We start from the raw sequence: 24,655 nt of genomic DNA on the forward strand, positions 1-24,655 counted from the left end.
TGCCCGGGGTAACAGACGGTGCCCCGGCGCAATTTCGAAGGAACGTCGATGCGCAAAGCCCGCAGTGTCTTCATATGGGCCGTTGTTTCGCTCTGCATGATCGTGCTGATCACTCTGCCGGTTAATCTGCAGACCCAGCTCATCACCAGCATTACGGTCGTCTCGGTGATGGCGCTCATTAAGATCCTGAAGGGCGAGGGGACATGGCGCTTGGTGGCGCTTGCCTTCGGAACGTCGATCGTGCTGCGCTACGTCTATTGGCGCACCACCAACACCCTGCCGCCGCTGAACCAGCCTGAGAATTTCATTCCCGGCTTGCTGCTCTACCTTGCCGAAATGTACAGCGTCGCGATGCTGGCGCTCAGCCTTTTCATCGTCGCCACACCGCTTCCGTCGCGCCCATCGCGAGCCGCCAATCCCGGGCGCTTGCCCCATGTCGATGTGTTCGTGCCTTCTTATAACGAGGATGCCGGCCTTCTCGGAAACACGCTGGCTGCCGCCAAGGCGATGGACTATCCGGCCGACAAGCTGCATGTCTGGCTGCTCGACGACGGCGGCACCATGCAGAAGCGCAATTCCGGCAAGTTGCTCGAGGCCCAGGCGGCGGCGGCCCGCCATGTCGAGCTGAAGCAGCTCTGCCAGGATCTTGACGTCACCTATCTCACGCGCGACCGCAACGAGCATGCCAAGGCCGGCAATCTCAACAACGGCATGAAACATTCGACCGGCGAACTCATCGCCGTCTTCGACGCGGACCACGCGCCGGCTCGCGATTTCCTGCTCGAGACGGTCGGCTATTTCGAAGACGACCCGAAGCTCTTTCTCGTCCAGACCCCGCATTTCTTCATCAATCCCGATCCGCTCGAACGCAATCTCCGCACTTTCGAAAAAATGCCGAGCGAGAATGAGATGTTCTACGGCATCATTCAGCGCGGCCTCGACAAATGGAATGCCGCCTTTTTCTGCGGCTCGGCTGCAGTCTTGAGCCGCAAGGCGCTCGAATCCCAGAACGGTTTTTCGGGCATCAGCATTACCGAGGATTGCGAGACGGCGCTGGCTCTCCATGGCAGCGGCTGGAACAGCATCTATGTCGACAAGCCGCTGATCGCCGGGCTGCAACCGGCCACCTTCGCAAGCTTCATCGGCCAGCGCAGCCGGTGGGCGCAGGGCATGATGCAGATCCTGCGCTTCCGCTTCCCGCTTCTGAAGCGCGGCCTGTCGATCCCGCAGCGCCTGTGCTACATGTCATCCACGCTTTTCTGGCTCTTCCCGTTCCCGCGCACGATCTTCCTGTTTGCGCCGCTCTTCTACCTGTTCTTCGACCTGGAAATTTTCACGGCCTCCGGCGGCGAATTCCTTGCCTATACGCTTGCCTATATGCTCGTGAATCTGATGATGCAGAACTACCTCTACGGATCCTTCCGCTGGCCTTGGATTTCCGAGCTTTACGAATATGTCCAGACGGTACATCTGCTGCCGGCCGTCGTCTCGGTCATGCTCAATCCGCGGAAGCCGACCTTCAAGGTTACCGCCAAGGATGAATCGATCGCCGTCAGCCGCCTGTCTGAGATCAGCCGTCCTTTCTTCGTAATCTTTGCGGTACAGATCATCGCGCTCGTCATCACCTTCTACAGGATTTATGCCGAGCCCTATAAGGCCGACGTTACGCTTGTCGTCGGCGGGTGGAACATTATCAATCTGATCATGGCCGGCTGCGCACTCGGCGTCGTATCGGAACGTGGCGAGCGCGCTTTGTCCCGCCGCGTTCGCGTCAACCGGCGCTGCGAGTTTTACGCCAACGGCAAGTGGTATGCGGCCTCGATCGAGGACGTCTCCGTCCATGGCGCAAGGCTGCATATCTTCAACAAGCATCTCGATGAACTGCTCGTCGGCGCCCCCGGCGAGATGCGCTTCCGGCCCTATAGCGGTGCAGATCTGGAAACCCTGCCGCTGATCGTCCGCAACATCGAGCCATCAGGCGATATCAGCAATGTCGGCTGCCAGTACGTGCCGAAAAGCGCGCTTGATCATCGCCTGATCGCCGATCTGATGTTTGCCAATTCCGATCAGTGGACCCAGTTCCAGGAATCTCGGCGCCGCAATCCGGGCCTCATTCGCGGCACCATCTGGTTTCTCGGCCTGTCCCTCTATCAGACCAGCCGCGGCCTGGTTTACCTCTTCCGCAGCATGCGGCCGGAGCGGGAGGCGCAGCAGCGAGCGGCAAAGGTCAATGCCGGATGAGAAAGATCGTCGCCGTCGCGCTCCTCCTGTTGCATACCCCCGCTGTCACCCAGGCGCAGACGGCGCCCTTCGACATGTCCGGCGAGCGGCCGCCCGGCGCGTCCACCGCCCCGAGATTGACGCCGCCCGCTCCGCCTGCAGCAACGGCGCCAGCGCCCGTCACGCCACCCATTTCCGTAGCGCCCGCGCCCGCTCCTGCGCCGATCACTGTCGTGCCGCAGCCGGCGACGGCGGCGCCCCAGCCCGGGGCACCGGCGAATGCCGCTTCGCAACCGCGCCACCGCGATATCAGGCGTTATCTAGTGCCCTTTTCGAAATTCAGCCTCAGCGGCGAATATGACCGCCGGTCATGGTCTGTCTATCTGACGCCCGAGCAGGCGGCGGCCAAGGCAAGTTTCACCTTCGCCTATCAGAATTCGATCGTCGTCGCGCCGGAAGCCTCCGCGCTGACCGTCTATCTCAACAATCGTCCGATCGGTCAGCAGCGGGTCAGCTCGGCGGACGGCTCTTCCGCCGTCACTTTCGAAGTTCCCTCCGGCCTGTTGCAGCCGGGCGCCAATCTCGTGACCTTCCAGGCAGAGCAGCGCCATCGCACCGACTGCAGCATCCAGTCCACCTATGAATTATGGTCGAATATCGATCCGGCCGGAACCTATCTGAGCTTTGCCGGCGGGAATGCCGCGGAGCTTTCGAGCGCCGACGCGATCCGCGCCATCGGCGTCGATGGCGCGGGCAGGACGGAGTTCGATATCGTCGTCCCGGCGCTGGAGCAGCCGGGGACGACCAAGCCGTTGTTGCGGCTGGCACAGGGCCTGTCAGTGCTGAGCAGCATGCCGAACCAGATATTTGCCTTCAGCACCGCCTCCCTTCCGGCCGCCGGTCCTGGCAAGCTCGGTGTGCTCGTCGGGACCGCCGCGGAGCTGCGGCCGTTCTTTCCCGGCCTGCCGCCCGGGGCCGAAAGCGCGCCGCTCGCCGCTTTCGTGACCGATCCGCGCAGCGGCTCGCCGGTGCTTCTGATCAGCGGCCCCTCGTGGCAAGCAGTCTCCTCCGCGATCGATACCATCGTTTCGCCGACTGACAGGTCCGCGGACGTCCGCCGCGATGAGCTGACCACCGAGCGCTGGAGCGCGCCGAATGCGCCACTGGTCTTTTCCGACACCAGCATCGCCCTCTCGCAACTCGGCGTGAAGACCACGGAATTTTCCGGCCGGCGGTTCCGCACCAGCTTCAATGTCGCCGTGCCGGCCGACTTCTATGCCAATGCCTATGGCGAGGCCAAGGTGCTGCTCGACGCCGCCTATACTGACAATGTGCTTCCCGGCAGCCATATCGATATCTACGTCAACGACAACATCGCCTCCACCGTGCCGCTTGCTTCAACCACCGGCGGCATTCTCCGTCATCTGCCGATCCGCGTGACGATGCGCCACTTCAAACCCGGCCTCAATACGATTGCGATCGAGACGATCCTGATGACGAAGGACGATGCCGCTTGTGCTCCGGGTGCTACCGCCGGTGCCAATCCCCGTTTTGCCCTGTTCGATACCTCCGAAGTGCACATTCCGGATTTTGCCCGCGTCGGGCAGCGTCCGAACTTGGCCGCAATGTCCGGCACAGCTTATCCCTATGGCCGGGCGACGGAACCGACGCCGCTCTTCATCGATCGCGTCGATGCCGATACGCTTTCGGCCGCCGCTACGCTGCTCGGTCAGATGGCGGTGATGGCTGGTCATCCGATCGCCGTCGAAACCGTGGCCTCGCCGAATATGATCGGCGATCGGGACGCCATCTTCATCGGCTCGATTTCGCAGATGCCGGCAACCGCGTTGACGCAGGCCAACATCTCGACGGCGAGCCAAGCCTCGTGGCGTCCGGTGGCCGACACGCAGCCAGGCGTCGTTGATACCGGCACAGCCTTCGAGGAGTGGAATTCCAAGGTGAGCGGCGGTATCTTGCGCAGCCGCATCACTGCCTTCCGTGAATGGCTGGGGCGCAATTTCGACATCACCCGCAGTTCGCTGCAGTTCATCCCCGGGGCCGAGACGGTCTTCACCCCCTCCAACGCCGACACGCTCGTGGTTGCGCAAGGCTCCAGCCCCCTGGGAGAGGGTTCGTGGACCGTGGTGGCGGCACCCTCGGCAAGGGATCTGCGCGAAGGGCTCGAAGTGCTGACCGGTCAGTTGAACTGGCCGCAGATATCAGGCCATATCACCACCTATTCGAGCAAGACGGGCAAGATCGAGGCGGTGCCCGTCACCCGCTTCGATTTCGTCCCATCCACGCCTTGGTCGATCGCCAATTGCCGCTTGATCGCCGCCAATTGGTTGTCGACGAATATCCTCTCCTATGCTTCGCTGCTCGTCGTCTTCGTGCTGCTGATCGGCGTCGCTACCTCGCGCATGCTCAAAACGCTGGGCCGGTCCAAATGAGGTGGTGGCGCGTGCTTCTGCTTGCGGCGACGGTTACATTCGCCCCCGCAAGCCCATCCGCCGCTGCACAGCAGGCGATGATCAATGCCGATGCGTGGTCTGCCTATAAGGCGAAGTTTCTCGATGCGAGTGGCCGGATCATCGATAACGGCAACGGCAATATCAGCCATAGCGAAGGACAGGGCTATGGCATGCTGCTCGCTTATCTCTCGGCGAGCCCCGCGGATTTCGAGCAGATCTGGTATTTTACCCGTACCGAGCTGCTGTTGCGCGACGATGGCTTGGCCGTCTGGAAATGGGATCCGAACGTCAAGCCGCACGTGACCGACACCAATAATGCCACGGATGGCGACATGCTGATCGCCTATGCCCTGGCGCTTGCCGGCACCGCATGGAAGCGCAACGACTATATCCTCGCCGCCTCCCGCATGGCGCAGGCGCTGCTTGCGAAGGCCATCGTCCACTCGGCGGGCCGGACTCTGCTGATGCCGGGCAGCGAAGGTTTTGGCGCCGCCGATCGTGACGACGGCCCCGTCGTCAATCCTTCCTACTGGATTTACGAGGCGATGCCTGTCATGGCAGCGCTTGCTCCCTCCGATGCCTGGAAAGAGCTGTCGGACGATGGCGTGGCGCTGTTGAAGACGATGCAGTTCGGTCCGCGCAAGCTTCCTGCCGAATGGGTCAGCCTCAGTGGCCCACCGCGACCGGCAGAAGGTTTCGACGCCGAATTTGCCTATAATGCCCTTCGCATCCCGCTCTATCTCGCGCGCGGCGGCATCACAGACAAGGCGCTGTTGAACCGCATGCGAATGGGGATGTCGCAGAATGGCATTCCGGCCACGATCGATCTGACCACAGGCCGGCCGAAGACCGTGTTGCTGGATCCGGGTTATAGAATTGTTAACGATGTTGTGGCCTGTGTAGTCGACGGGACCAGGCTGCCGGTCTCGGCTCTGCAATTTGCACCCACGCTCTATTATCCGGCCACGCTTCAATTGCTGGGGCTGGCCTTTATCGGGGAGAAGCATCCGGAGTGTCTGTGAAAGCTTCTCTCGTGGCGATGTCAGCGGCAGTCGTGGTGGCGACCCTCGTCACCGGACTGAAGGATCGTGGCGCTCTGCAGCAAAAGCTCGGCCTTGGCTCCGCAGACAGGCCGGGGCCGGAGCTGTTGATGATGGGCCGCATCAAGCCGGACGACGCTCCCGCGGGCAATTCCGAATTCAATGCCGAGACCGTCGCCGACAGGATCGAAGCGATCACTTCGTCGCCGCCGCCGGCACCGGGCAGCAGTGAGCCAAATGCCGCTATAGAACAGCCGGCAGCACCGCAACCCGACGCGCCTCAGACAGCTGCAGAGCCGGCTCCGGTCGCACCGCCGATCGTTTCCGACCCGCCGGCGCCTGAAAAGGCCGCCGCGCCCGCGCCGCCTGCCGTCGATGAAAGCGCGCTTCGCTATTTTGCCAGCCGCGGCGACAAAGTGCGCCTGCAGGCCGAAATCTCCCGCCTTCAGGCGCTTTATCCAAACTGGGTTCCGCCGGCCGATCCGCTCGCCGTGCCGCAGAATGGCGACAAGCAGCTCGAGGCCATGTGGAAGCTTTATTCCGATGGCCGTTATGCGGAGTTGCGCAAAGCGATCGCCGACCGTCAGGCCGCCGACGCCGTGTGGCAGCCGCCGGCTGATCTGCTCGAGCGGCTTGGGGTCGCCGAAGCCCGCTCCCGCCTCATCAACGCTTCGGATCTCAAGCAATATGCGACTGTGGTGGATATCGCCGCCGCGACGCCGAGCCTGCTCACCTGCAGCGAGGTCGACGTGCTCTGGCGTGTCGCCGAAGCCTTCATCCGGACGGAGAGGGCGCAGCGCGGGCAGGATGCTTATGCCTATATCCTGAAGAACTGCACCGACGTTGCCGAACGGCAGGCGACGGTCGAAAAAGCCTCGACCCTGCTCGACTACCAGCCGATGCAGGCGCTGCTGGCATTGGAAAAACCTGCTGTCGACGGCAGCAGGGAATTCGATGCAATCCGCGACAACCTTGCCCGACGTTTCGTCGCTGAAAGCAACGACGATCCGAAGCTCGCCATTGCGCCGAATTATATCGCTCACCTCGAAAAGCTTGCCGAAAGCCAGGGGCTGGCCTCCGATGCGCTGCTGCTCGGCTGGCACCAGCTTCGCCGCAACAACCCTGCCGATGCCGAAAAGTGGTTTCGTGCCGCCCGCGACAGGGAGGATACGGCGGCCGCCTCGCAGGGGTTGGCGCTGGCGCTGATCGCCCGCAAGGCGCCGCAGGAAGCCGAGGACGTGATGTTCCGCTGGCGCGCCGATTCCGATGACGCGACCGCAACCTATCTTGCCGCCACTGCCAACCTGATGGCGCTGCAACCGCCGGCCGATCTGACCGAGGACGTGCTTCATCGGATCGCAGCCGAAGTCATCGCCCGGAAATATGTGCCGACGGCGCAGCAGTTCGGCTGGTATGCCCGTTCTCTCAACCAGTTCCAGACCGCCGCGCGCTGGTTCGAGACCGCGCTGGCCTGGAAAACGGACGACGAACCGTCCGCCTATGGCCTTGCCGTCACGCGTGAGCAGCTGAACGACCGCAAGGGTGTCCTCGACCTCCAGCGCGGCTGGGCCGGCAGGTCGGCGCGAATCGCCAATCTTCAGGACACTTCCTTGCCGGGGTCGAGCGCCAATACGCAGCCCGCAAAGGCGCCGCTCGCGGCGCAGCAGCCGGGCCAGCCGGTAGAGCCGCCGCAGCGTCCGGCCGCTTCAGCGGCGCCGCTTCCGGCCGAGCCGCGAACTGTGCGGCAGCCGGAACCGGAAGTCGCCATCCGCGCCGCAAGGCCGGCGTTGCAGACGGTGACTGTCGAGCGCGGTCCGCGCCAGGCGCGGGACTGCTCGACGACCATCGACGCGGGACGATTGGGGCCGGGCGAGGCGCTGTCGCGCGGCTGGTGCCTGATGGATATCAACCGGCCGATGGAGGCGGTCTCGGCCTTCGAGACGGCGTTGCAGAGCCCGGTCCGCAAGATCCGCGAAGACGCGGCCTATGGTCGGAGCCTCGCCTATCTGCGCGCCGGTCTTTCCAGCAATGCCGCCGTTGCGGCAACCAAGGCACCGCAGAGCCGCCAGCGCGCTGCCGAACTGCAGGTGGCGATCCTCGCCGATCGCGCCTTGTCTGCCTTCGACGCCGGACGTTACCGTGAAACCCTCATCTATCTCGATCAACGCGCGCAGTTGCAGCAGGAGCGCATCGATCTGATGGTTCTGCGGGGCTACTGCTATCTCAATCTGAAAATGTATGATGACGCGATGCGGATCTTCGAAGCCGCCGCCGCGACCGGCAATCGAGACGCCGCACGTGGTCTGGCCGATGTTCGCAACGTCACGCATCCCGATGTCAACGACTGACGTTGACGCCGTCGCCGCTCTCGGCTACTCGCCTGCCGGAGAGGCCCCGGCTGCCTCGTGCTCGCAAGGAAACACCCGTGCCCGGTCACCACGACGTTCTCGACAGATCCTATGACGCCTTCCTCTTCGATATGGACGGAACGCTGCTGAATTCCATTGCCGTCGTCGAGCGCGTCTGGAGCGAATGGGCAAGACGCCACGGTTTCGAGCCGGAGGTTTTCCTGAAAACGATTCACGGCATCCGTGCCTCCGACGTGATCCGCGGCCTCGGCTTGCCGGGTGTCGATCCGGCGCACGAGGCGGATCTGCTGCTGGCCGAGGAGATGGAGGACGTCGCCGGCATCGTCGAAATCCCCGATGCCGTCCGCTTCCTCAACGCTATCCCCGACGGCAGATGGGCGATCGTCACCTCGGCGCCGATCGAACTCGCGAGGCGCCGCATGGCTGCAGCCGGCATTCCGATGCCAAAGGTGATGATCAGCGGTGAAACGGTCAAATCGGGCAAGCCGAGCCCAGAAGGTTATCTGCTCGGTGCAAATCGCCTCGGCGTCGATCCCGCGAACTGCCTGGTCTTCGAAGATGCCGTTGCTGGCATTCTTGCCGGCGAGGCCGCCGGCGCCGATGTCACCGTCGTCACCGAAACCCACGCCACGCCTTTCGAAACTCCGCATTTTTCGGTTGCCAATTATCGGGCGTGGCAGCCTCGCCAGACCGCCGAAGGCCGGCTGAAGGTCGTCGCAAACTGAACGTTACTGGGCGAACTGATGTCAGTGGAATCATATTGACATAAGAGACTTCCGCCTGATTGATTTGCAACGGCGCGTTGAGTTCGGTTTAAAAAATCGGTCGGAAGCCCGACCAGGGTGGCCGTGCGCGGCCCTCGGCGCTGTGCTCCATGTTAGCGTCGATCAGCACCCCAGCTACCGGCGTCGCTTCGAAGCGAAGGGCAGTATCCGGCCGGCGGGATTGCCAATCATGCCGAGCACGCCGACCTCCTATTTCTCAGCGCGGTTGAGGAGAATGCGCATTTCGTCGAAGCGGCGCTTGCGGTCACCGTCATCGGCGTTCGGCGAATAGCACGTGCTCGACACGCAGAAGCGAGCCAGGTTGTGCGGCTTGTCCGCCTTGTCGAACTCGCATTCGAATATGTCGGTCATTTCGGCCGGCGCGGTTCCCTGCCGCGTCGAATAGGACATGCGGACACCCGGCGGCTTCAACTCGGGAAAGGATTGCACGGTGCCGATAGCGAGCTGATCGGTCATGAAGAAGCTCTTTGCCACGGATTTGCAGGTATCCTCGAGCTCAGGCGACTGCGCCATCGCATCAGCGGGTAAGGCGAACGCGGCAAAGGCAAACAATATGATCGGCTTACGCACTGCGACTTCCTCCACTGTCTCTGTCGATTGAGGTAGAGCGGTGAGACCAAAAGCAAATGGTGGTCTGACTGCGGTGCATCAAACAACCCCACCATGTCCGCTTGTGGTAACATCGGACTTCAGTCTCGGGTTCGCGATTGTTTTCCAACATCAAGTGTCTGTTGGCGATCAATAGCCTTTAGCCGAGCCATTATCTGCAAACAGCTTCTTCCTGGCATACCACTCGCATTCGAAGTTTTGCGAACCGGCGAGAAACACGTGCACATGATGCTCCGCACCGCCGGTTTCCACCTCGGGGACTTTCGTAGGACTGTTTGCGCCGATCTGTGCTTTTCGACGGCTTCCGTTCTATTTTTATTCCACGACCCTCATTTTCCCCTTGCGCTATGAAGGCCGATTTCATAAAGCAATCAAGCCGTTTCGGCAGGTCGGGGCGTAGCGCAGCCCGGTAGCGCACTTGACTGGGGGTCAAGGGGTCGCTGGTTCGAGTCCAGTCGCCCCGACCATTTATCCCCTTGAAATCCCAGTCAGAACACCACGATAAATGTGAGTGCAGCGCGTGCGTGGCTGCGGTAGAGAACGGGCCGTCAGTGCGGTTTCTGCGCGATTGCAATCATCGATTTTGCCAGAAGCGGAATTCTTCCGACATACTCGAAGTCGACGTCTTCGAAACCTGTGTCGAGCAGCAGCGTGCTGAGCGTCCCCGGGGACCAGAATTTGATATGGCCATGCTCTTTGAGCGGCATGAAATGGTCATCCATCTTTCCGCTTACGGCCAAAGCCAGATTTTTCCAGTAACCGTGAAAAGGCGTCGAGACGACCGCAATGCCGCCCGGTTTCACCAGATCGTACATGGTTGCCGAGAAAGCCTTCGGGTCGTAAACATGCTCCACCACCTCTATGCTGATCACCGCATCGAAGGTCCCGTAGCGGCTGGAAAGATCGTCGTAGCCGGAACCGATTTCCAGCGGAAGATCGGGATGGACCGCTTTCGCTTTCGCAATACCGTCCTCCGACGGATCGACGCCCACGACGTCGTAGCCTTTCTCCACAAGCACCGAGGCAGCGCCGCCGGTGCCGCAACCGAGATCAAAGACTGCCGTTTCGCTAGCCTCTTGGAAACTGTTTTCAAGAACATCGACAACGGTCGGCAGGATATAGGAATGAGCAGTCGTCGGCTTGGCGTGAACATAGGTAGTAGCGTCCAGTTCGATAGACATTTTACCTCCTGAAAAAATTGAACGCGCCGAGGCAATGGTACGGCGGACTTTGACTTCAGTGTGGTGCCGTTATGGTAATAAGGTGATCAACGCCGGTCGGCATTCGCCACATCCTCCGACGCCCATCGGTCGAACCGCTTTAAGCTCCTCTTCACCACGATGCGAGTGATGGTCATGCTCGCGGCGGGAATATCCCGAAGCTGATTGACAGGGGGGCGCGAAGATGCTGAAAACAGCCGGACTTCGGATCCATGTCATCAGGTGGAGAAAATCGTCAGTCTATCTGGTTCGATTTTGACCATTTGAAGTAAATCATCTGATGAAATGCTCCCTTGACGGGAGTGGTTGAAAAATAGCTCTCTAGTTCTTTTTGGAATCCATCAAAGATGGACGAGCAGTTGTCTATTTTGTTAGGGCTATACAGAGTTTTTGGCCAAATGGCTTGATTTTGAATTTCAGAGAACCTTTTAACGTTTCGCATTTTTGCGAACACGTGTAGATTAGGACTGTTCCTCTCAGAGATTGCCTAGTGCGAGCGCATGGTGAATATGAACCAGACTCTAACTTGCAGGCAGGCCCTTGCCGGTGCTTTCCAAGCTCTGTCGGACGAGGCGGTCAAGGCCGGTTGGTCGGAGGGCGACGTCGCCCTCGCGCTTGCCGAACTTGCCGAGGAACGAGTGATCGAGCTGGCCGCCAAGGTGATCACCGAAGGCTTCATCGATCCGCCGTTCATCGCCGCTGGCGGCCGCCGCAAGGGCTGAAGCACGTTGCGGCAACGCCGGGATCAGGATCAAGCCGCGAACAGCGAATCTGAAAAACGCAACACGCCTGAGCCGCTCTCACACCGGTAATCCTGCGATCTTCGCCGCTGTGACAAAGGAACCCCGTGCGGCGTGCGGGCTGCGCAGCCGATCGAGCGCATCAGGACAATGTTGGAGTGCAACGCGATAATCGCGCCTCGCCGCTTGCCCGGCCATCGGTTCAGATATTCGATGGCGTCGGAGGCGGTGAAACGATCAGGCTGCTGGCTGGAGAGTAGGCTTGGACGGGGAGGGAAAGTGTTTTTTACTCAACGTTGCATTCGCAGATCCCCGCGCTGCACGCGCGGGGAGGAAATTTTGTTCCGCAGGAATTTGCGCAGTTGCTAAAGTTAGGACCCTCACGCATAATAACTTCATTGCCGGTTGCGGAGGGCGGCCGGCGATGCAAGCGTGTAGGCGTTTGCCCTCGGAGGGAAGTGCGGCGTGATGTTACGGTCATCAATTCATCCGCATGATTTACCGCTCTTTTCGGAAGATCTCGATCTGCTTTCGCAAGTGCTAGGCAAGGTCTGCGACGAACGCGGCCTGGTCAGAACGACGCCGGAAGCCGAGAGGATCGGTGCGGTTATCATTCAGCTTTACAGGCAGGGCGTGAGAGACGGCGGCAAACTCGCCGAACTTGCCAAGACCTATCTCTGACACGCGGTTCCCGCAATAAAGGATGGGGCCGCGGAACCCGACGGATGGATCTGGTCAGTCATCATTGGCGGCATTGAGATTTTCCGGCCGGATGCCGTCATCGGTTGATGTGCGTGCCCGCAACCGGATGCCGGGGCCGCCTTCATCTTGATTGCCGCTCGACAGGAAGATGATGCCGTGCGCCTCGAGGGTGCTGCGCACGTCGAACAGCGCATGCGGCTCACCCTCAAACTCGCCCTTTTCCAACGCCGTCACGATCTCGGCCGGCAGGCCGCTTGCGGCGGCGAGCTCTTCGATGCTCATTCCGATCATGGCGCGCGCGCCGCGTATCTGCGTTGCTGTGATCATGGTGCAAAATCTAGCGCATTTGCCGCTCTTCGCAAGTGGCGCAGCGGCTGATTGCGACCTGCCGTAATGTTCAAGCGTCCCGCAATTTTACACCGAACAGATCGTCATGCATGCGCTCGACGGCGATCCCCATGCCTCCCATGAGGGCGGCGCGGTTGCCGAAGCGGCTGATCTCGATGCGCGGCGGGTAGGGGGTGCAACGCGGCAGAAAACCGCGGATGGCGTTTACGAGTTCCGGCCTTGCACCAATGCTGCCGCCGGTGATCACCAGCTCGGGGTCGAGAGTTGCTCCGATGGCGGCAATAGCGATGGCCACCAGCCTCGCCGTTTCTTCGATTGCGGCGATAGCGCTCGTTTCGCCTGCATTGAACGCCGCGAAGAGGTCGGCCACGGTAGAAGCGTTGCGGCCGCCGAAACCGGTATAGCGCCGCAGCATCGCAACGCTGCCGACCGCGCTCTCAAAGGTGCCGAGCGTAAATCCGCCGGGATCAAAAGCATCGCCGCCGAGCGGAAGATAGGCGATTTCGCCGGCCGCGCCGTGCGCGCCGCGCAACAGCGCGCCATTGGCGATGATGCCCATGCCGACGCCCGTCCCAAGCGCCACGAAAGCAAAATTGCCGACCTCGACGCCGTGTCCCCGCCATCTCTCCCCTTGCGCGGCGAGGTTGACGTCATTTTCGATGATCACCGGTATGCCCATCTTGTCGCTGAACGCTTGCCGCAGATCCATCGCGTCCACGCCGGGAATGTTCGGCGCTACATTGATATGTCCGGTAGCCGGATCGAGGACGCCGGGACTGCCGAGAACGACGAGACGCAGCTTGTCGGCAGTCGTCCCTGCCGCAAGTGCGAGTTGAGTGATCAGGTCGCTGAACTGGTTGACGAGATGCGGTCCACCGCGTGGGTCGGTGGGCACTTTGGTTTCTGCAACGACGTTACCTAACAGATCGCAGATAGCCGCAGCGATCTTGGTGCCTCCGAGATCGATGGAGACAGCCAGGCCCGCGCTTGCGTTGATTTCATAGATGATCGCATTCCGGCCGGGACGACCATCGGTCTGCCCGACAGCTTTCAGCCACCCATCATCCTCAAGATCGCGCACGACATCGGAAATCGTCTGTTTCGATAAGCCGGTCAGCTTGGCAATATCGGCGCGAGAAATCTTCCCCTTGGCTAACACGGCCCGGATCACCGCGTTGGTCGAGATTTTTCGTGCGATGGGAGTCTGTACGATAGAAGAGTTCGTTGCCATCCGGCTGCTCGTTCCAATTAGTTCGAGGTGTATCCCTAATGTAAGGTCGGTCCGGTTCTCAACCATCGCGAAATGGCGCGTTTAGTCCTCCACCCTCATCTCGTTAGCCGAGTTCAGTACACGGAAGCCGACAATTTGTCTACCTCCTTGACAAAAGAGGAGCCGCCTGTAGGCTGGGGATCAACGCGTGATCACATGCGCGATTGAAGAGGGTGTGGACAAGTATGCACCATACATATTGTCTGGGTCAGCGCGCACGCGCCAAGATCGCCCAAAGAAGAATCGGCTCAGGCTGGTTCGGCTGTTTCTCCGTTTCGCATCCTGCGGGTTCCTCAACGCGGCTGTCGGGGACCAGTGTATGATAAAGCCCTCGACCGATGGACAGCTTTCAGCCGACGCCGGCGTCTTGCTGCCTATAATGGCGCCACGCCTTCAGGCGGATGTTCATCCGGACGGATATGCCGATCTTGCCCTTTGGGGTGCCGGCAGCTTGGGGCGCGTGCGGTTTTCTCCGATCACCGGCCCCTATAGCTACGCTCCGAACCGGCTCGTCTCGAAACAGGGCGGCGTGTTCGTCGCGCAGTCGCTGCCGGTGATGCTGATCAAAGGAGTGCGCCTGCAGCGCGTCTATCCAGCGCGCCGTTGCGCGTGGTGGCACGAGCCGGATGGGCGAGACGCGAAAGCGAAGGTGTCCCGCAGCGGCCAACGGCAGATTTTCGAAATGGGCTGGGGCGCCCTTATCGTGGAAGCTCAAGATTCCGATCTGCGGATTGCCGGCGGCGCCTCGAGAAATGAAGCCGAGAGAGCGCTCGATCTCACCAGTGAAGCCATTATCACCGAAGCCGCGGAATATGTGGCGCGTTGCGACATGATGCCTGAGGCCGACCCGCTGATGCGCAGCATGGTCAGCCAGGGCATACATGCGGCCCTTTCCAGCATAAGACGCGACGAAAATGGCGCCTTCGCCGGCCTTGCCGCCGGACAGGCCTATAGCGCTCCGGCGCGGACCTATTACCGCGATGGCTATTGGACGATGCAGCCTCTTCTGATGCTTGCTCCGGAGGCGGTGCGCGACGAGATCCGGCTGCTCGCCAAGGGAATACAGCCCGACGGAGAGGCCCCGAGCGGCGTTATCCTGACGGGACCGGCGCAGTCGGATGCCTGGCAGCGCTTCGTCGCCGACTGCAAGGTCAACCCCAAAAATCACAAAAGAGCAGTTCCCGAGTACCATAACCGTCCGCAAGATTGGTGGAGCGACCACTTCGACAGTCCGCTTTTCTTCATTCTTTTTCTGGATGACTATTTCGGCGTTACGAAAGACGCGGCCGAGGTGCAGCTTCATTGGCCCACAGTGAGGGCGATCATGGATCGCTGTGTCAGTCTGGCCGGTCCCGACAGCGTTCTGCCGCTGAAGCCGCGCAACGATCGGGATTGGGCGGACAACGTCTTCCGTGACGGTCTTGTCTCCTATGACCTCGGTCTCTTCGTCGGCGCGCTGGATGCGGTGGCAAGACTGGGCGAAGGACACGATCCGACCCTTGCCGAACATGCACGCAAGACCGCAATGCTTGCCCGCCGGGAAATCGAAGCCAGGCTTTTCGTGCCAGCAACGGGAGGATATCTCGACTACGGAACGCCTGGCTCTTTTGTCGAGGATCATCTGGCTCTCGACAGCCTGACCTTGTCGCGATTTAGTGCTATTTCAGAGGAGAAGGCTGTCGGCCTCCTGAGAGCGTTCGAAACCAGACTGGAAACGCGCAACAATCAGGAACAGCCCTATGGCAGTTGGGGTGTAATGTGCGCCTATCCACCATTCAAGCGGCAAAGCGATTTGCGATCCAAGACCGCCTTTCCCTACCGCTACCATAACGGCTCGGACTGGCCTTATTGGGACGGCGCCTACGCCGAAGAACGCCTTCGCCACGGACTTGGAGGCGCGCGCTACGCATTGACGCGCTGGTGGGAAACCTGCCTCGACAACGGCTGGATCGGCGCGGTGGAATATTTCTCGCCCCCTTACGGGCGCGGCTCGCTGCTTCAGGGCTGGAGCGCCATGCCGGCGGCGGTGGTTCTCAAATATGGGCTGGACGCCGCAAATGCGGAGCCGATGTCATGAACTCTACGGCGTCGTCGGCTCTAGCCAAATCCCTATTCGATCCGCATTGCGAAGGCGACGCCGCCATCCCGTTCGAATTCCGAAAAGCCGAGGTGGCGGTAGAAGCCCCTGGCGCGTTCGTTGTTCGGATCGACGCCGAGATGTACGGCTCCGACCCCATGATCCTTGAGCGCCTGAAGCTCGGTGCTGATCATCCTGCGTCCCCAGCCCGCGGCCTGACGCCCGGGAAGAATATTGATGTGGAGATGCGCGGGGTACTGGTCTTGAAGCCACGCCGTTCCGCTGCGAGGATTGTGAATTCGCTCGATCACGTCGGCGTCGCGCGGACGGGCGGGCGTCAGTCCCGCGATCTCCCGGCGCACGAACGGCCACCAATTCGCCTGCAAGTCTCTGTCGAACGCGCTGGTATCCGGCGTGCCGACGACATAGCCGACCGCGCGGTCGTTCTGAACGAGAACAAAGGCGAAGTCTTTGGCGAATTTGAGATAGGGTACCGACCAGATGTAGCCGGGCAGATGCGGGTCGCTGTAAAGCGCGCTCGCATCGTCTCCGCCATTCGCCGTTTTCAGGCAGATATCGAAAAGGGCGTCGATATCCGCATCAATCGCCGGACGGATGAAGCAATTGGTGTCCATCACGTTGCCACCTCCTGCGTGGCTTTGTCATTTCAGGCCGCGAGAAGGCTGATGCATTGACGATTACCTCAGATTCGCCAGCCCGGCAAAGCTCTGAGGGAAGAAAACGTTCGGCCGGTGCGTGGCGCCCGGCCTGAACGGGGAGTGGAGAATAAACCGAATAAAGGTGGAACAGAGGAGAAGTAGCGTGAAATCGATCAACATTCTGTCGGCAAGCCAATGGAAGGCAGCTGTCGCGCTGACCGGCGCTGCGCTTGTAAGCTTCAGCCTATCGGCGGCGGCGCGCGCTGACGATCTGGCTGTATGGGACGACCAGACCTATGAAGGTCAGAGTGCGGTCATCGAGCAATTGAACAAGGACTTCGAGGCTGCGCATCCCGGCGTTACGATCAAGCGTACCGCCCGCACATTCGATGACATGAAGTTGACGCTGAAGCTTGCGGTTTCGGCAGGCAACGGCCCGGTCGTCACGAAAGTCAACCAGGGCGCCGGCGATATGGGCGCGATGGTCAAGGAAGGACTGCTCCTGCCGGTTGACGACTACATCAAGAAATACAGCTGGGATAAGCGGCAGTCCGATTCCGTGCTGGCGCGAGATCGCTGGGATGGGCCAAAGTTTGGCGTCGGTAAGACCTACGGCATATCAGGCCTCGCCGAGATCGTCGGCCTATACTACAACAAGAAGATCCTCGACGATGCCGGCATAGCGCTGCCGAAGACTTTCGAGGAACTCCTGGCCGATCTCGACAAGCTGAAGGAAAAGGGCGTTGCGCCATTCATGATGGGCAGCGCAAAGCAGCATCTGGCCCTGCACATGATTGGCGCCATCGATCAAGCCCATATCGACGCAAGCAATCGCGCCGAGCTTGATGATCTGATCTATGGCAGGGGAGGCTCCTGGAACACCAAGGGCAACATCGAATCCGCAAAACTGGTGCAGAAGTGGGCGCAGGGCGGCTATTTCTATCCCGGTTTCGAGGGCATTTCGGGTGACGACGCCGTCCAGCTTTTCATATCAGGGCAGGGCGCCTTCCTGATCTCGGGAACCTGGTATTTCGGTGATATGCAGCACAACCAGGATATAGGCTTCATGGCCATTCCTGCCCCGAAAGGCATTACCAAGCCGCTGAGCGTCGGCGGCGTGGATCTTGCCTGGGCGATAACGAGCCTTGCCAAAGATAAGAAAACGCAGGACCTGGCCGGTGAATATATCGACTACATGGTTTCGGAAAAGGCTGCCGAAACCTGGGCCAATGCCAGCTATCTTCCGGCAACGTCGCTTGCGGCGGATGCGCAGCCCAAGCTCACGCCGCTGCTGACCGCCGGCATCGAGATGTGGAAGACGCTCAACGCCAATGACGCTCTCGGCCACTATCCCGATTGGTCGAGCCCGACGATGTTGAAGACAATCGACGATAACACGCCGCTTCTCCTGTCCGGCAAGATCACGCCTGAAGCCTTTGTCGATGCCATGGACAAGGATTATCAGGCTTACCTGAAGGGTCAGAAATAATGGCGCTGACGCAGGCCGCGACCATCCGCGGCCTGCGTCCCGTCGACATCATTTCAAGAAATCAGCGCCGCGATCTCAGGCTTGCTGCACGACGACCATAGCTTTGGCTTCATGGAGTACCGGAATGAAGCGCTCCCCACTTGATGGCTCCGAACATATCAATTCGATCTATCTCTTCCCCGGATTGCTGCTTTACGCGGCCTTTGTCTTCGGGCCGATTGTCGCGGCTCTGGGATTGAGCCTGACCAGTTGGGACGGCTTGACCGTGCCCAAATGGGTTGGCCTCGGCAATTACATCGATCTCTTTTCCGATGATCGTTTTTACATCGCCTTGCGCAACAATGCCGAGCTGATGATATTCTACTGCGTCCTGCCGCTCGGGCTCGGCATAGGTCTTGCCGCCTGCGTCTGGAATCTGAAGCAACGGGAACAGCTCGCTCTGCGGACCTTCCTGTTCCTCCCATATATCATGCCGACTGCCGTGTTGGGCATCATCTGGGCATGGCTCTACAATCCTGCATTCGGCCCGTTCAACCAGTTTCTGAGAGCAGTGGGCTTAGGCATGTTCGCACTCCCTTGGCTGGGAGATTTCAACTTCGTGCTTCCCGCGGTCGGGATCGTTGCCACCTGGTATTTCTTCGGTTTCTGCATGGTCATTTTCCTCACGGGAATTCAGCGCATCGATCCATCGCTCTTTGATGCTGCGAAAGTCGATGGCGCTTCGGCGCGAAAGACGTTTTTCTGGATAACCCTGCCGCTTCTCATGCCGGAGATCAGGGTGGTTTTGCTGCTGACGGTCATCGCCTCGATCAAAAGCTTCGACCTGATTTTTACAATGACCCGCGGCGGACCCGCCAACGCCACGCTCGTACCGAATATCTACATGTATCAGCTCGGTTTCGAGCTCAATCGGTTCGGCGCGGCTGCGGCCATCGCCATTGTCGGCGCGCTGCTGACATTCGCAATCAATTTTGCAATTCACCGGCTGGTGGGCTCAAGAAGTAAAGGAATGGCTTGATGAGCCGCAAGTCCAACATTCCCGCCGCCCCGCTCTTCCTTCGCCTTGTCCTCTGGCTTCTTGCATTCGTAACGATTACGCCGTTCCTGCTTCTGCTGCTGACTTCGATCAAGAGCAAGGCCGACGTTCTGCAGGGCGCATTCGCGCTGCCGGCATATCCGCATTTCGAAAATTACCTCGATGCCTGGAACGCCGGCCATTTCAACATCTACTTCTGGAATTCGATCATCGTTGTCATTCCCGTTGTTGCGGCAAGCGTCTTTCTGGGCCTGCTGACGGGTTTTGCCTTCGCTTATCTGTCCTTTCCGCTCAGGCGCACGCTGTTCGCGATCCTGACACTCGGCATGATGGTGCCGGCGGAGGCCTTCATCATCCCGCTTTATTATGAAATGCGGTATCTTGGGCTGATCAACACCTATGCGGCCGTCATCGTGCCGCAGATCGCGATGTCGATACCATTCTCTACGATCTTTCTTGCTAGCGCGATGCAGCAATTGCCGGAAGAAATTTTGGAAGCGGCTGTTCTCGATGGCGCGGGGCGCTTCTATATTTTGCGCAAGATCGTCGTTCCGCTGATGGTGCCGGCAATGTCGACGCTGGCGTTGTTCCTGTTCATTTGGACCTGGAACGAGTTTCTGATTCCCTTCATTCTGGTGAATGACGATGCCTATCGGACACTGCCCCTCGGCATGCTGTTTTTCCAGGGACGTTACACCGTCAACACGCCGGTTCTGACCGCCGGTGCCGTGATCGTCATTGCCCCGCTAATCCTAACCTATCTCGTTTTCCAGCGGCGGTTTATTGCCGGCTTGACGGCAGGCGCGACGAAATAGCCCCGTGATCAGGCGGCAGACTACGCCGTTCCCTTGGGAATTCGGCCTCGCCTGTGGCGCACTTCCAGCGCCGCGCAGCCCCAGACCGTGCCGAAGAGCAGATAGACATGGCGCCAGTGGTCGATGTCGATGACGTTGCCGATCGCCGCGTGGCCAAGAACGGAGATCCAGGCAATCATCAGGAAGGGTTGCCAGGGCCGGTCGTGAAGCAGGTTCCGGAAACCGAGGATGAGCGTCCAGAGGAGCATTCCGACATAGCTGACGAAGCCGAGCCAGCCATAGGAGGTGAGCGACTTCAGCCAGATGTTATGCTCGTCCTCGGGAAACATCGTGCCGAACACGAGCGGGCCGATGCCGAGCGGGCGCTCCATCATCATGGTGAAACCGATCCTGTGGCGCTCGAAACGGCCGAGATGTTCGCCGTCATACTGCTGCACAAGCTGGGCGCGTGTCGAAAACAACTCTGCGACCTTTGGGATCTGCAGCGCCACGAGCAGCGATGCGACCAGCAACATGATCGCCGCCAGCGACAGGATCAGCACTCGCAAGCGGAAGGCGCCGCTGCGCTCCTTCAGCAGCATGATGAAAATTAACAGCATGACGCCGAGCGCAAAGAGACCCCAGGCGGCGCGGGAAAAGGAGAGAAATATGCCGAGGGCAATCACGAGAAGGGCGGCCGCCTTCAACGGCGATTTCTTCAGATCGCCGACCAGAATGCCGTGGACGAGATGGAGCGACGGCGGCACCAGGAACGGGCCGAAGACGTTCGGATCCTGGAACGCGCCTTTGGCGCGATCATAAAGAGTAAATACTTCCGAGCCCGGAAAGGCGTGAAAATAGCCGAGCACGCCGAGCGCCGACGTGACGACGGCAGCCAGGGTCCAGGCGTTGAAGATTAGCGGCAGCCGCTTATGGCTGTCCTCGATGATCGCCCCGTAGAAAACCGCGGTCAGCGCCAGGAAGGTCGAGACGGCAATATACATCGGCGCCGTCGCAAGGTCCTTCATCTGCGTCAGCGACAGCATGCCGCCGATATTGAAAGTGAGCAGCAGGGCAAGCAACGGCGCAACGCTGCGCGAAATTCTGAGGCCCAGGATGAACCAGAGGCCAATCAGCCCCGCCATCCAGAGTTCATAAGGCGCCGGCTCATCGATGACAAAGCCGGAGAGGAAAACGCCGAAGGCGACGAAGGCCGAGCCGATGAGCCGCAGCGCCGCCCGCTGAGGCTGGGCGACACGCGGATATGTCGCCTGGATCGCGCTCAATAGGCGTTTTCCGTGTTGAGCAGCCGGATCGGCGTCAGGAATAGGATTTTGAGATCAAACCAGAGCGACCAGTTCTCGATGTAATAGAGGTCGTAGGCGGTGCGGAACTTGATCTTCTCGTCATTGTCGACCTCGCCGCGCCAGCCGTTGATCTGCGCCCAACCGGTAACGCCCGGCTTGACGCGGTGGCGGGCGAAATAACCTTCGACGACATCGGCGAAGGCGCGGTCGCGCGCCTGGGCAAGAACCGCATGCGGACGCGGACCGATCAGCGAGAGATCTCCCCGCAGCACGTTGAAAAGCTGCGGCAGCTCGTCGATCGAGGTTTTGCGGATGAACCTTCCGACGCGAGTGACACGCGGATCGCCCTTGGTCACCGCGGCCTTGCCCGTAGGATCGGCCATGTTTGTGTACATCGAGCGGAACTTGAAGACGTTGATGACTTCGTTGTTGAAGCCGTGACGCTCCTGCATGAAGAAGACGGGGCCTTCCGAGGTCGCCTTGATGGCGATCGCGGTTGCGGCCATCAGCGGCCAGAGCAGCGCAAGCGCGACCAGAGTGAAAAAGATGTCGAAGCCGCGTTTGGCGACGGAATCCCAGTCGCGGATCGGCATCTTGAAAATGTCGAGCATCGGAACAGCGCCGACATGCGAATAGGCGCGTGGCCGGAAGCGCAGCCGGTTGGCGTGCGCCGCAAGCCGAATATCGACCGGCAGGACCCAGAGCTTCTTCAGGAGATCGAAGATACGCGCCTCAGCCGAAAGCGGCAGGGCGATGATCAGCATGTCGATGCGCGTAAGCCGCACGAATTCGACGAGTTCCGCCACTGTGCCGAGCTTCGGGTAACCGGCGACCATGATCGGCGAGCGTTTTTCGCCGCGGTCGTCGAAGATGCCGCAGATGCGGATGTCGTTGTCGGACTGTTGTTCGAGGATGCGGATCAGCTCCTTGGCCGGTTCGCCGCCGCCGACGATGACGGCGCGCCGCTCCATGATGCCGTTGCGCGCCCAATTGCGGATGCCGTAGGCGACAAGGAAACGCTCGGCAGAGAGAAACAGCACCCCGGCGGCAAACCAGGGAACATAGGCATCGGCCATCGCCCATGTCGTGCCGCGGATGAGCGTGAACAGGCCGATGGTAAGGGCAAGCGCGATCGTCCAGGAGGCGAGAATGCGGGGCATCAGCCGCAGCTTCGCCCGGAGTGCGGGAATGGTGTAGGTGTCGGCAAGCTGCAGGGCGATGACGGTCGAGGCCGAAGCGATCGCGGCCATGCCTGCCCGCACCAGCAGGGGATCGCTGCCGTCGCCCGGCCAGAAGTAGTGGACGATCAGGGCAATCAAAAAGAGCGCCAGGAATTCCAGCAGCCGCAATTGACCGATAATAATGACAGGCGAACGGGTACCGTCGCGGAACTGTTCGGCGATCTGCCGGGCATAAGGATTGATTTCGACCGGTTCGGCGGAGTGCGCCTGACCTGCGTTGCGGCGCGCCTCGATGTCGGAAATTTGCTTGCGCAGCGCTTCCACGTCGAATTGATCGCTTTTTTCCAATTTGTTCATGGGGTTTTATCGCTCGTTGTCAGCAAGCGAATACCAGAAAGCCCCTAAGAAATATTTACAGGGCGACGGACACTGCCTGTCCGGCGGAATTGACGAGTTCATGGTACAGCTTCAGCACATCCTGAGCCATCACTGTGGAGGAAAACACGGCCTTTACCGCTTCATGCGACGGCATTGTTCTGGCGTGCCAGCCGGGCGTGCTGAGCGCTTCCGCCATGACGCGGGCGAGATCGTCGGAATTGCCTGGCTCGACAAGAGCCGGACTGTCCTTGCCGAGCACTTCGGGAATGCCGCCGACGCGGCTGGCGATGATCGTCTTGCCGGCTCCCAGCCCTTCGAGCACGATATAGGGCATTGCTTCGGCGCGAGAGGGGACGACGAGATTTTGCGCCATGGCAAAGGCTTCGTGGATACGCATTGCCGGCAGCATGCCGATCCGTTTGCCGAGGCCGCGCTCGATCATCATCTCGCGGTAGCGGTCCCGGTCAGGTCCGTCGCCGATCATCAGCGCCGAAAGGGGCCTGCCGAGCAGCCGCTCGGTCTTGGCGAAGGCATCGACAAACAGATCGGGACCCTTGAGGTCCCGAAGCATTCCGACATAAATGAAATGCACGGCATCCGACCGGGTGTGGATCGGCTCGAATTCGCGCTCTCCGATGCCGTTATAGATCAGTTTCGTCTTCGTCCGCGGCTTGCCCACCTTACGGGTATAGGTGTCGCGCTCGTATTCGCAGATGAAGACCAGCGCATCGGTGAAATATTCCTGCAGGCGCTCCATCCTGAGGACGAACTGTCCTGTGAATGAGGAGCGCGAATAATGCAGGCTTCCGCCATGCGCGGTATAGAGGCGGGCTACGCGATACCTGTTCACCCGCAGGGCTGAGCCGGCAAGTCGCGCGAGCACGCCGCCCTTGGCGCCGTGCCCGTGCAGCACATCCGGCCGCAAACTTTTAATCTTCTTGTACGTATCCCACATCGTCGCGATATCGGACGGGCTGACCGAGCGGCGGATCGGCACGCGCGTCAGGCCGAGCGACAGATATGGGCGGATATCGTCGAACAGTCTGTCTTCGTGCTCGCCGCCGGTCGAGCTGTCGCAAAGGATGCCGATGTGATGGCCCGCCTTGCTGTGCTCCTCAACCAGATCGCGGACATGGCGGAAAATTCCGCCGACCGGCGACCTGAAGCAGTGGAGAATGCGGAGCGGCCTCTCTCTTGTCATGGCTCAGAAGAGCCGTTCGCGAACGTAGATCGTGTCGCCGGCGATGATCGGGCCGGATATGTTGATGCGCCCGGTCAGGACCTGTCCGTTTATCTTGCGGGTGACGTCGACCATGCTTTGGTTGGCGCGACTGGAGAAGCCGCCGGCAACGGCGATGGCATTCTGTACGGTCATGCCCGGAACATAGGCATATTGGCCAGGCTGCCCGACTTCGCCCATAATGAAGATCGAGCGGTAGCGGTCGACGTCGATGGTGACATCGGGATCGCGAAGATAGCCCTGCTGCAGTTTCTGGGCGATCTGCCCTGAAAGTTGCTGCAGGGTTCGGCCGCGGGCAGGGACCTGACCGATGAGGGGGAAGGCGATATAACCGGCCTGATCGACGGTGTAGGTATTGGTCAGGCTCTGCTGGTCGAACACGGTGATGCGCAGCCGGTCGCCGCTATCAAGCGTATACGGCTGGATGGTCGCCTCGTTGAAGGCTTTTGGGGCCGGCTTATACGTCGTGCATCCGCCCAATGCTGCCGTGATGGCTGCAAGGCTCAGGGCCAAAAGGATCTTGGGCGGGGCGACAGACATCCGCTTGTGCTCACAGAAAATGAACTCGGTGCAGCCGTTATCGATCCGTTAGGGTTAATGCCCGGTAAAAGGCGTATGACAATTCGCCAGTTCTTTGCCGATCGCCGCTATTTCTTGGCAGGATCACCATTAACCGTTGCGTTACCATGGTCGTTTACGCTTGCGGCGATTTTGTTGTGG

21 protein-coding genes and 1 tRNA gene are annotated in these 24,655 nt (G+C 60.4%); 12 read left to right on the plus strand and 10 right to left on the minus strand.

The window, feature by feature from the left end:
- Nucleotides 1–48 precede the first annotated feature (48 nt).
- The 5 genes from bcsA (at nt 49) to NMA58_RS06100 (ending at nt 8,825) form a co-directional block, all read left to right on the plus strand.
- The gene (gene bcsA / locus NMA58_RS06080) at nt 49–2,241 is read left to right on the plus strand and encodes a UDP-forming cellulose synthase catalytic subunit (protein ID WP_434712705.1); all 2,193 of its coding nucleotides are present in this window, start codon (nt 49–51) and stop codon (nt 2,239–2,241) included.
- On the plus strand, nt 2,238–4,670 hold the full coding sequence (locus NMA58_RS06085) for a cellulose biosynthesis cyclic di-GMP-binding regulatory protein BcsB (RefSeq protein ID WP_434712706.1): 2,433 nt from the start codon (nt 2,238–2,240) through the stop codon (nt 4,668–4,670). Before bcsA ends, NMA58_RS06085 begins: the two co-directional genes overlap by 4 nt.
- A complete protein-coding gene (locus NMA58_RS06090; RefSeq protein ID WP_430957714.1) occupies nt 4,667–5,713 on the plus strand; it encodes a glycosyl hydrolase family 8 in 1,047 nt (348 codons plus the stop codon). The genes NMA58_RS06085 and NMA58_RS06090 overlap by 4 nt, the downstream gene beginning before the upstream one ends.
- Nucleotides 5,710–8,079 (plus strand): cellulose synthase, encoded by a 2,370-nt coding sequence (locus tag NMA58_RS06095; protein WP_434712708.1) that lies wholly within the window; start codon nt 5,710–5,712, stop codon nt 8,077–8,079. The genes NMA58_RS06090 and NMA58_RS06095 overlap by 4 nt, the downstream gene beginning before the upstream one ends.
- 77 nt (nt 8,080–8,156) lie before the next feature.
- Entirely contained in the window at nt 8,157–8,825 is a 669-nt protein-coding gene (locus tag NMA58_RS06100; protein WP_434712709.1) for an HAD family hydrolase, read from the plus strand.
- A 249-nt stretch (nt 8,826–9,074) separates the two neighbouring features.
- On the opposite strand, the gene NMA58_RS06105 is transcribed toward NMA58_RS06100, so the two are convergent.
- Complete coding sequence (locus NMA58_RS06105) at nt 9,075–9,455, minus strand: hypothetical protein (RefSeq protein WP_064801724.1); 381 nt, start codon at nt 9,453–9,455, stop codon at nt 9,075–9,077.
- A gap of 429 nt (nt 9,456–9,884) precedes the next feature.
- Between NMA58_RS06105 and NMA58_RS06110 the strand changes: the two genes are divergently transcribed.
- Nucleotides 9,885–9,961 (plus strand) — tRNA-Pro (locus tag NMA58_RS06110).
- An 81-nt stretch (nt 9,962–10,042) separates the two neighbouring features.
- Here the strand turns inward: NMA58_RS06110 and NMA58_RS06115 are convergent.
- A complete protein-coding gene (locus NMA58_RS06115) occupies nt 10,043–10,675 on the minus strand; it encodes a class I SAM-dependent methyltransferase (protein WP_434712710.1) in 633 nt (210 codons plus the stop codon).
- 539 nt (nt 10,676–11,214) lie between these two features.
- Here NMA58_RS06115 and NMA58_RS06120 point away from each other — a divergent pair.
- Nucleotides 11,215–11,436: a hypothetical protein gene (locus NMA58_RS06120; RefSeq protein ID WP_434712711.1), complete on the plus strand. Its 222-nt coding sequence runs from the start codon at nt 11,215–11,217 to the stop codon at nt 11,434–11,436.
- Nucleotides 11,437–11,514: 78 nt separating this feature from the next.
- On the opposite strand, the gene NMA58_RS06125 is transcribed toward NMA58_RS06120, so the two are convergent.
- Nucleotides 11,515–11,652: a DUF982 domain-containing protein gene (locus NMA58_RS06125; RefSeq protein ID WP_434712712.1), complete on the minus strand. Its 138-nt coding sequence runs from the start codon at nt 11,650–11,652 to the stop codon at nt 11,515–11,517.
- Nucleotides 11,653–11,922: 270 nt separating this feature from the next.
- Here NMA58_RS06125 and NMA58_RS06130 point away from each other — a divergent pair, with 270 nt between their 5' ends.
- Nucleotides 11,923–12,135 carry a hypothetical protein gene (locus tag NMA58_RS06130; RefSeq protein ID WP_434712713.1) on the plus strand — a complete coding sequence of 71 codons (213 nt, stop codon included), beginning with the start codon at nt 11,923–11,925 and terminating at the stop codon, nt 12,133–12,135.
- A 54-nt stretch (nt 12,136–12,189) separates the two neighbouring features.
- On the opposite strand, the gene NMA58_RS06135 is transcribed toward NMA58_RS06130, so the two are convergent.
- Together NMA58_RS06135 and NMA58_RS06140 are read right to left on the minus strand one after the other, a co-directional pair.
- Nucleotides 12,190–12,483, minus strand: coding sequence for a helix-turn-helix domain-containing protein (locus NMA58_RS06135; RefSeq protein ID WP_434712714.1), 294 nt, complete (start codon nt 12,481–12,483; stop codon nt 12,190–12,192).
- A 70-nt stretch (nt 12,484–12,553) separates the two neighbouring features.
- Nucleotides 12,554–13,735: an ROK family transcriptional regulator gene (locus tag NMA58_RS06140; RefSeq protein ID WP_434713516.1), complete on the minus strand. Its 1,182-nt coding sequence runs from the start codon at nt 13,733–13,735 to the stop codon at nt 12,554–12,556.
- 358 nt (nt 13,736–14,093) lie between these two features.
- On the opposite strand from NMA58_RS06140, the gene NMA58_RS06145 reads away from it, so the two are divergent.
- Nucleotides 14,094–15,851: a glycogen debranching protein gene (locus NMA58_RS06145; protein ID WP_434712715.1), complete on the plus strand. Its 1,758-nt coding sequence runs from the start codon at nt 14,094–14,096 to the stop codon at nt 15,849–15,851.
- Between the two features lie 32 nt (nt 15,852–15,883).
- On the opposite strand, the gene NMA58_RS06150 is transcribed toward NMA58_RS06145, so the two are convergent.
- Nucleotides 15,884–16,486: a GNAT family N-acetyltransferase gene (locus tag NMA58_RS06150; protein WP_434713518.1), complete on the minus strand. Its 603-nt coding sequence runs from the start codon at nt 16,484–16,486 to the stop codon at nt 15,884–15,886.
- A 166-nt stretch (nt 16,487–16,652) separates the two neighbouring features.
- Between NMA58_RS06150 and NMA58_RS06155 the strand changes: the two genes are divergently transcribed.
- The 3 genes from NMA58_RS06155 (at nt 16,653) to NMA58_RS06165 (ending at nt 19,850) form a co-directional block, all read left to right on the plus strand.
- Entirely contained in the window at nt 16,653–17,999 is a 1,347-nt protein-coding gene (locus tag NMA58_RS06155; protein WP_434712716.1) for an extracellular solute-binding protein, read from the plus strand.
- A gap of 124 nt (nt 18,000–18,123) precedes the next feature.
- Nucleotides 18,124–19,017, plus strand: a complete 894-nt coding sequence (locus NMA58_RS06160; RefSeq protein ID WP_430957705.1) for a carbohydrate ABC transporter permease — start codon at nt 18,124–18,126, stop codon at nt 19,015–19,017.
- Nucleotides 19,017–19,850, plus strand: coding sequence for a carbohydrate ABC transporter permease (locus NMA58_RS06165; RefSeq protein WP_011424885.1), 834 nt, complete (start codon nt 19,017–19,019; stop codon nt 19,848–19,850). The genes NMA58_RS06160 and NMA58_RS06165 overlap by 1 nt, the downstream gene beginning before the upstream one ends.
- 20 nt (nt 19,851–19,870) lie before the next feature.
- Here the strand turns inward: NMA58_RS06165 and NMA58_RS06170 are convergent, their stop codons facing one another.
- From NMA58_RS06170 to NMA58_RS06185, 4 genes are read right to left on the minus strand one after another with little or no spacing between them, the layout of a single operon-like run.
- Nucleotides 19,871–21,115: an O-antigen ligase family protein gene (locus NMA58_RS06170; protein ID WP_434712717.1), complete on the minus strand. Its 1,245-nt coding sequence runs from the start codon at nt 21,113–21,115 to the stop codon at nt 19,871–19,873.
- Entirely contained in the window at nt 21,112–22,674 is a 1,563-nt protein-coding gene (locus NMA58_RS06175; RefSeq protein WP_434712718.1) for an undecaprenyl-phosphate glucose phosphotransferase, read from the minus strand. Before NMA58_RS06175 ends, NMA58_RS06170 begins: the two co-directional genes overlap by 4 nt.
- A gap of 55 nt (nt 22,675–22,729) precedes the next feature.
- Nucleotides 22,730–23,896 (minus strand): glycosyltransferase family 4 protein, encoded by a 1,167-nt coding sequence (locus NMA58_RS06180; protein ID WP_434712719.1) that lies wholly within the window; start codon nt 23,894–23,896, stop codon nt 22,730–22,732.
- A 3-nt stretch (nt 23,897–23,899) separates the two neighbouring features.
- Nucleotides 23,900–24,475, minus strand: a complete 576-nt coding sequence (locus NMA58_RS06185; RefSeq protein ID WP_085777743.1) for a polysaccharide biosynthesis/export family protein — start codon at nt 24,473–24,475, stop codon at nt 23,900–23,902.
- Nucleotides 24,476–24,655 lie beyond the last annotated feature (180 nt).

The organism is Rhizobium sp. YTUHZ045, assembly GCF_051124255.1.
Taxonomy (GTDB): Bacteria; Pseudomonadota; Alphaproteobacteria; order Rhizobiales; family Rhizobiaceae; genus Rhizobium.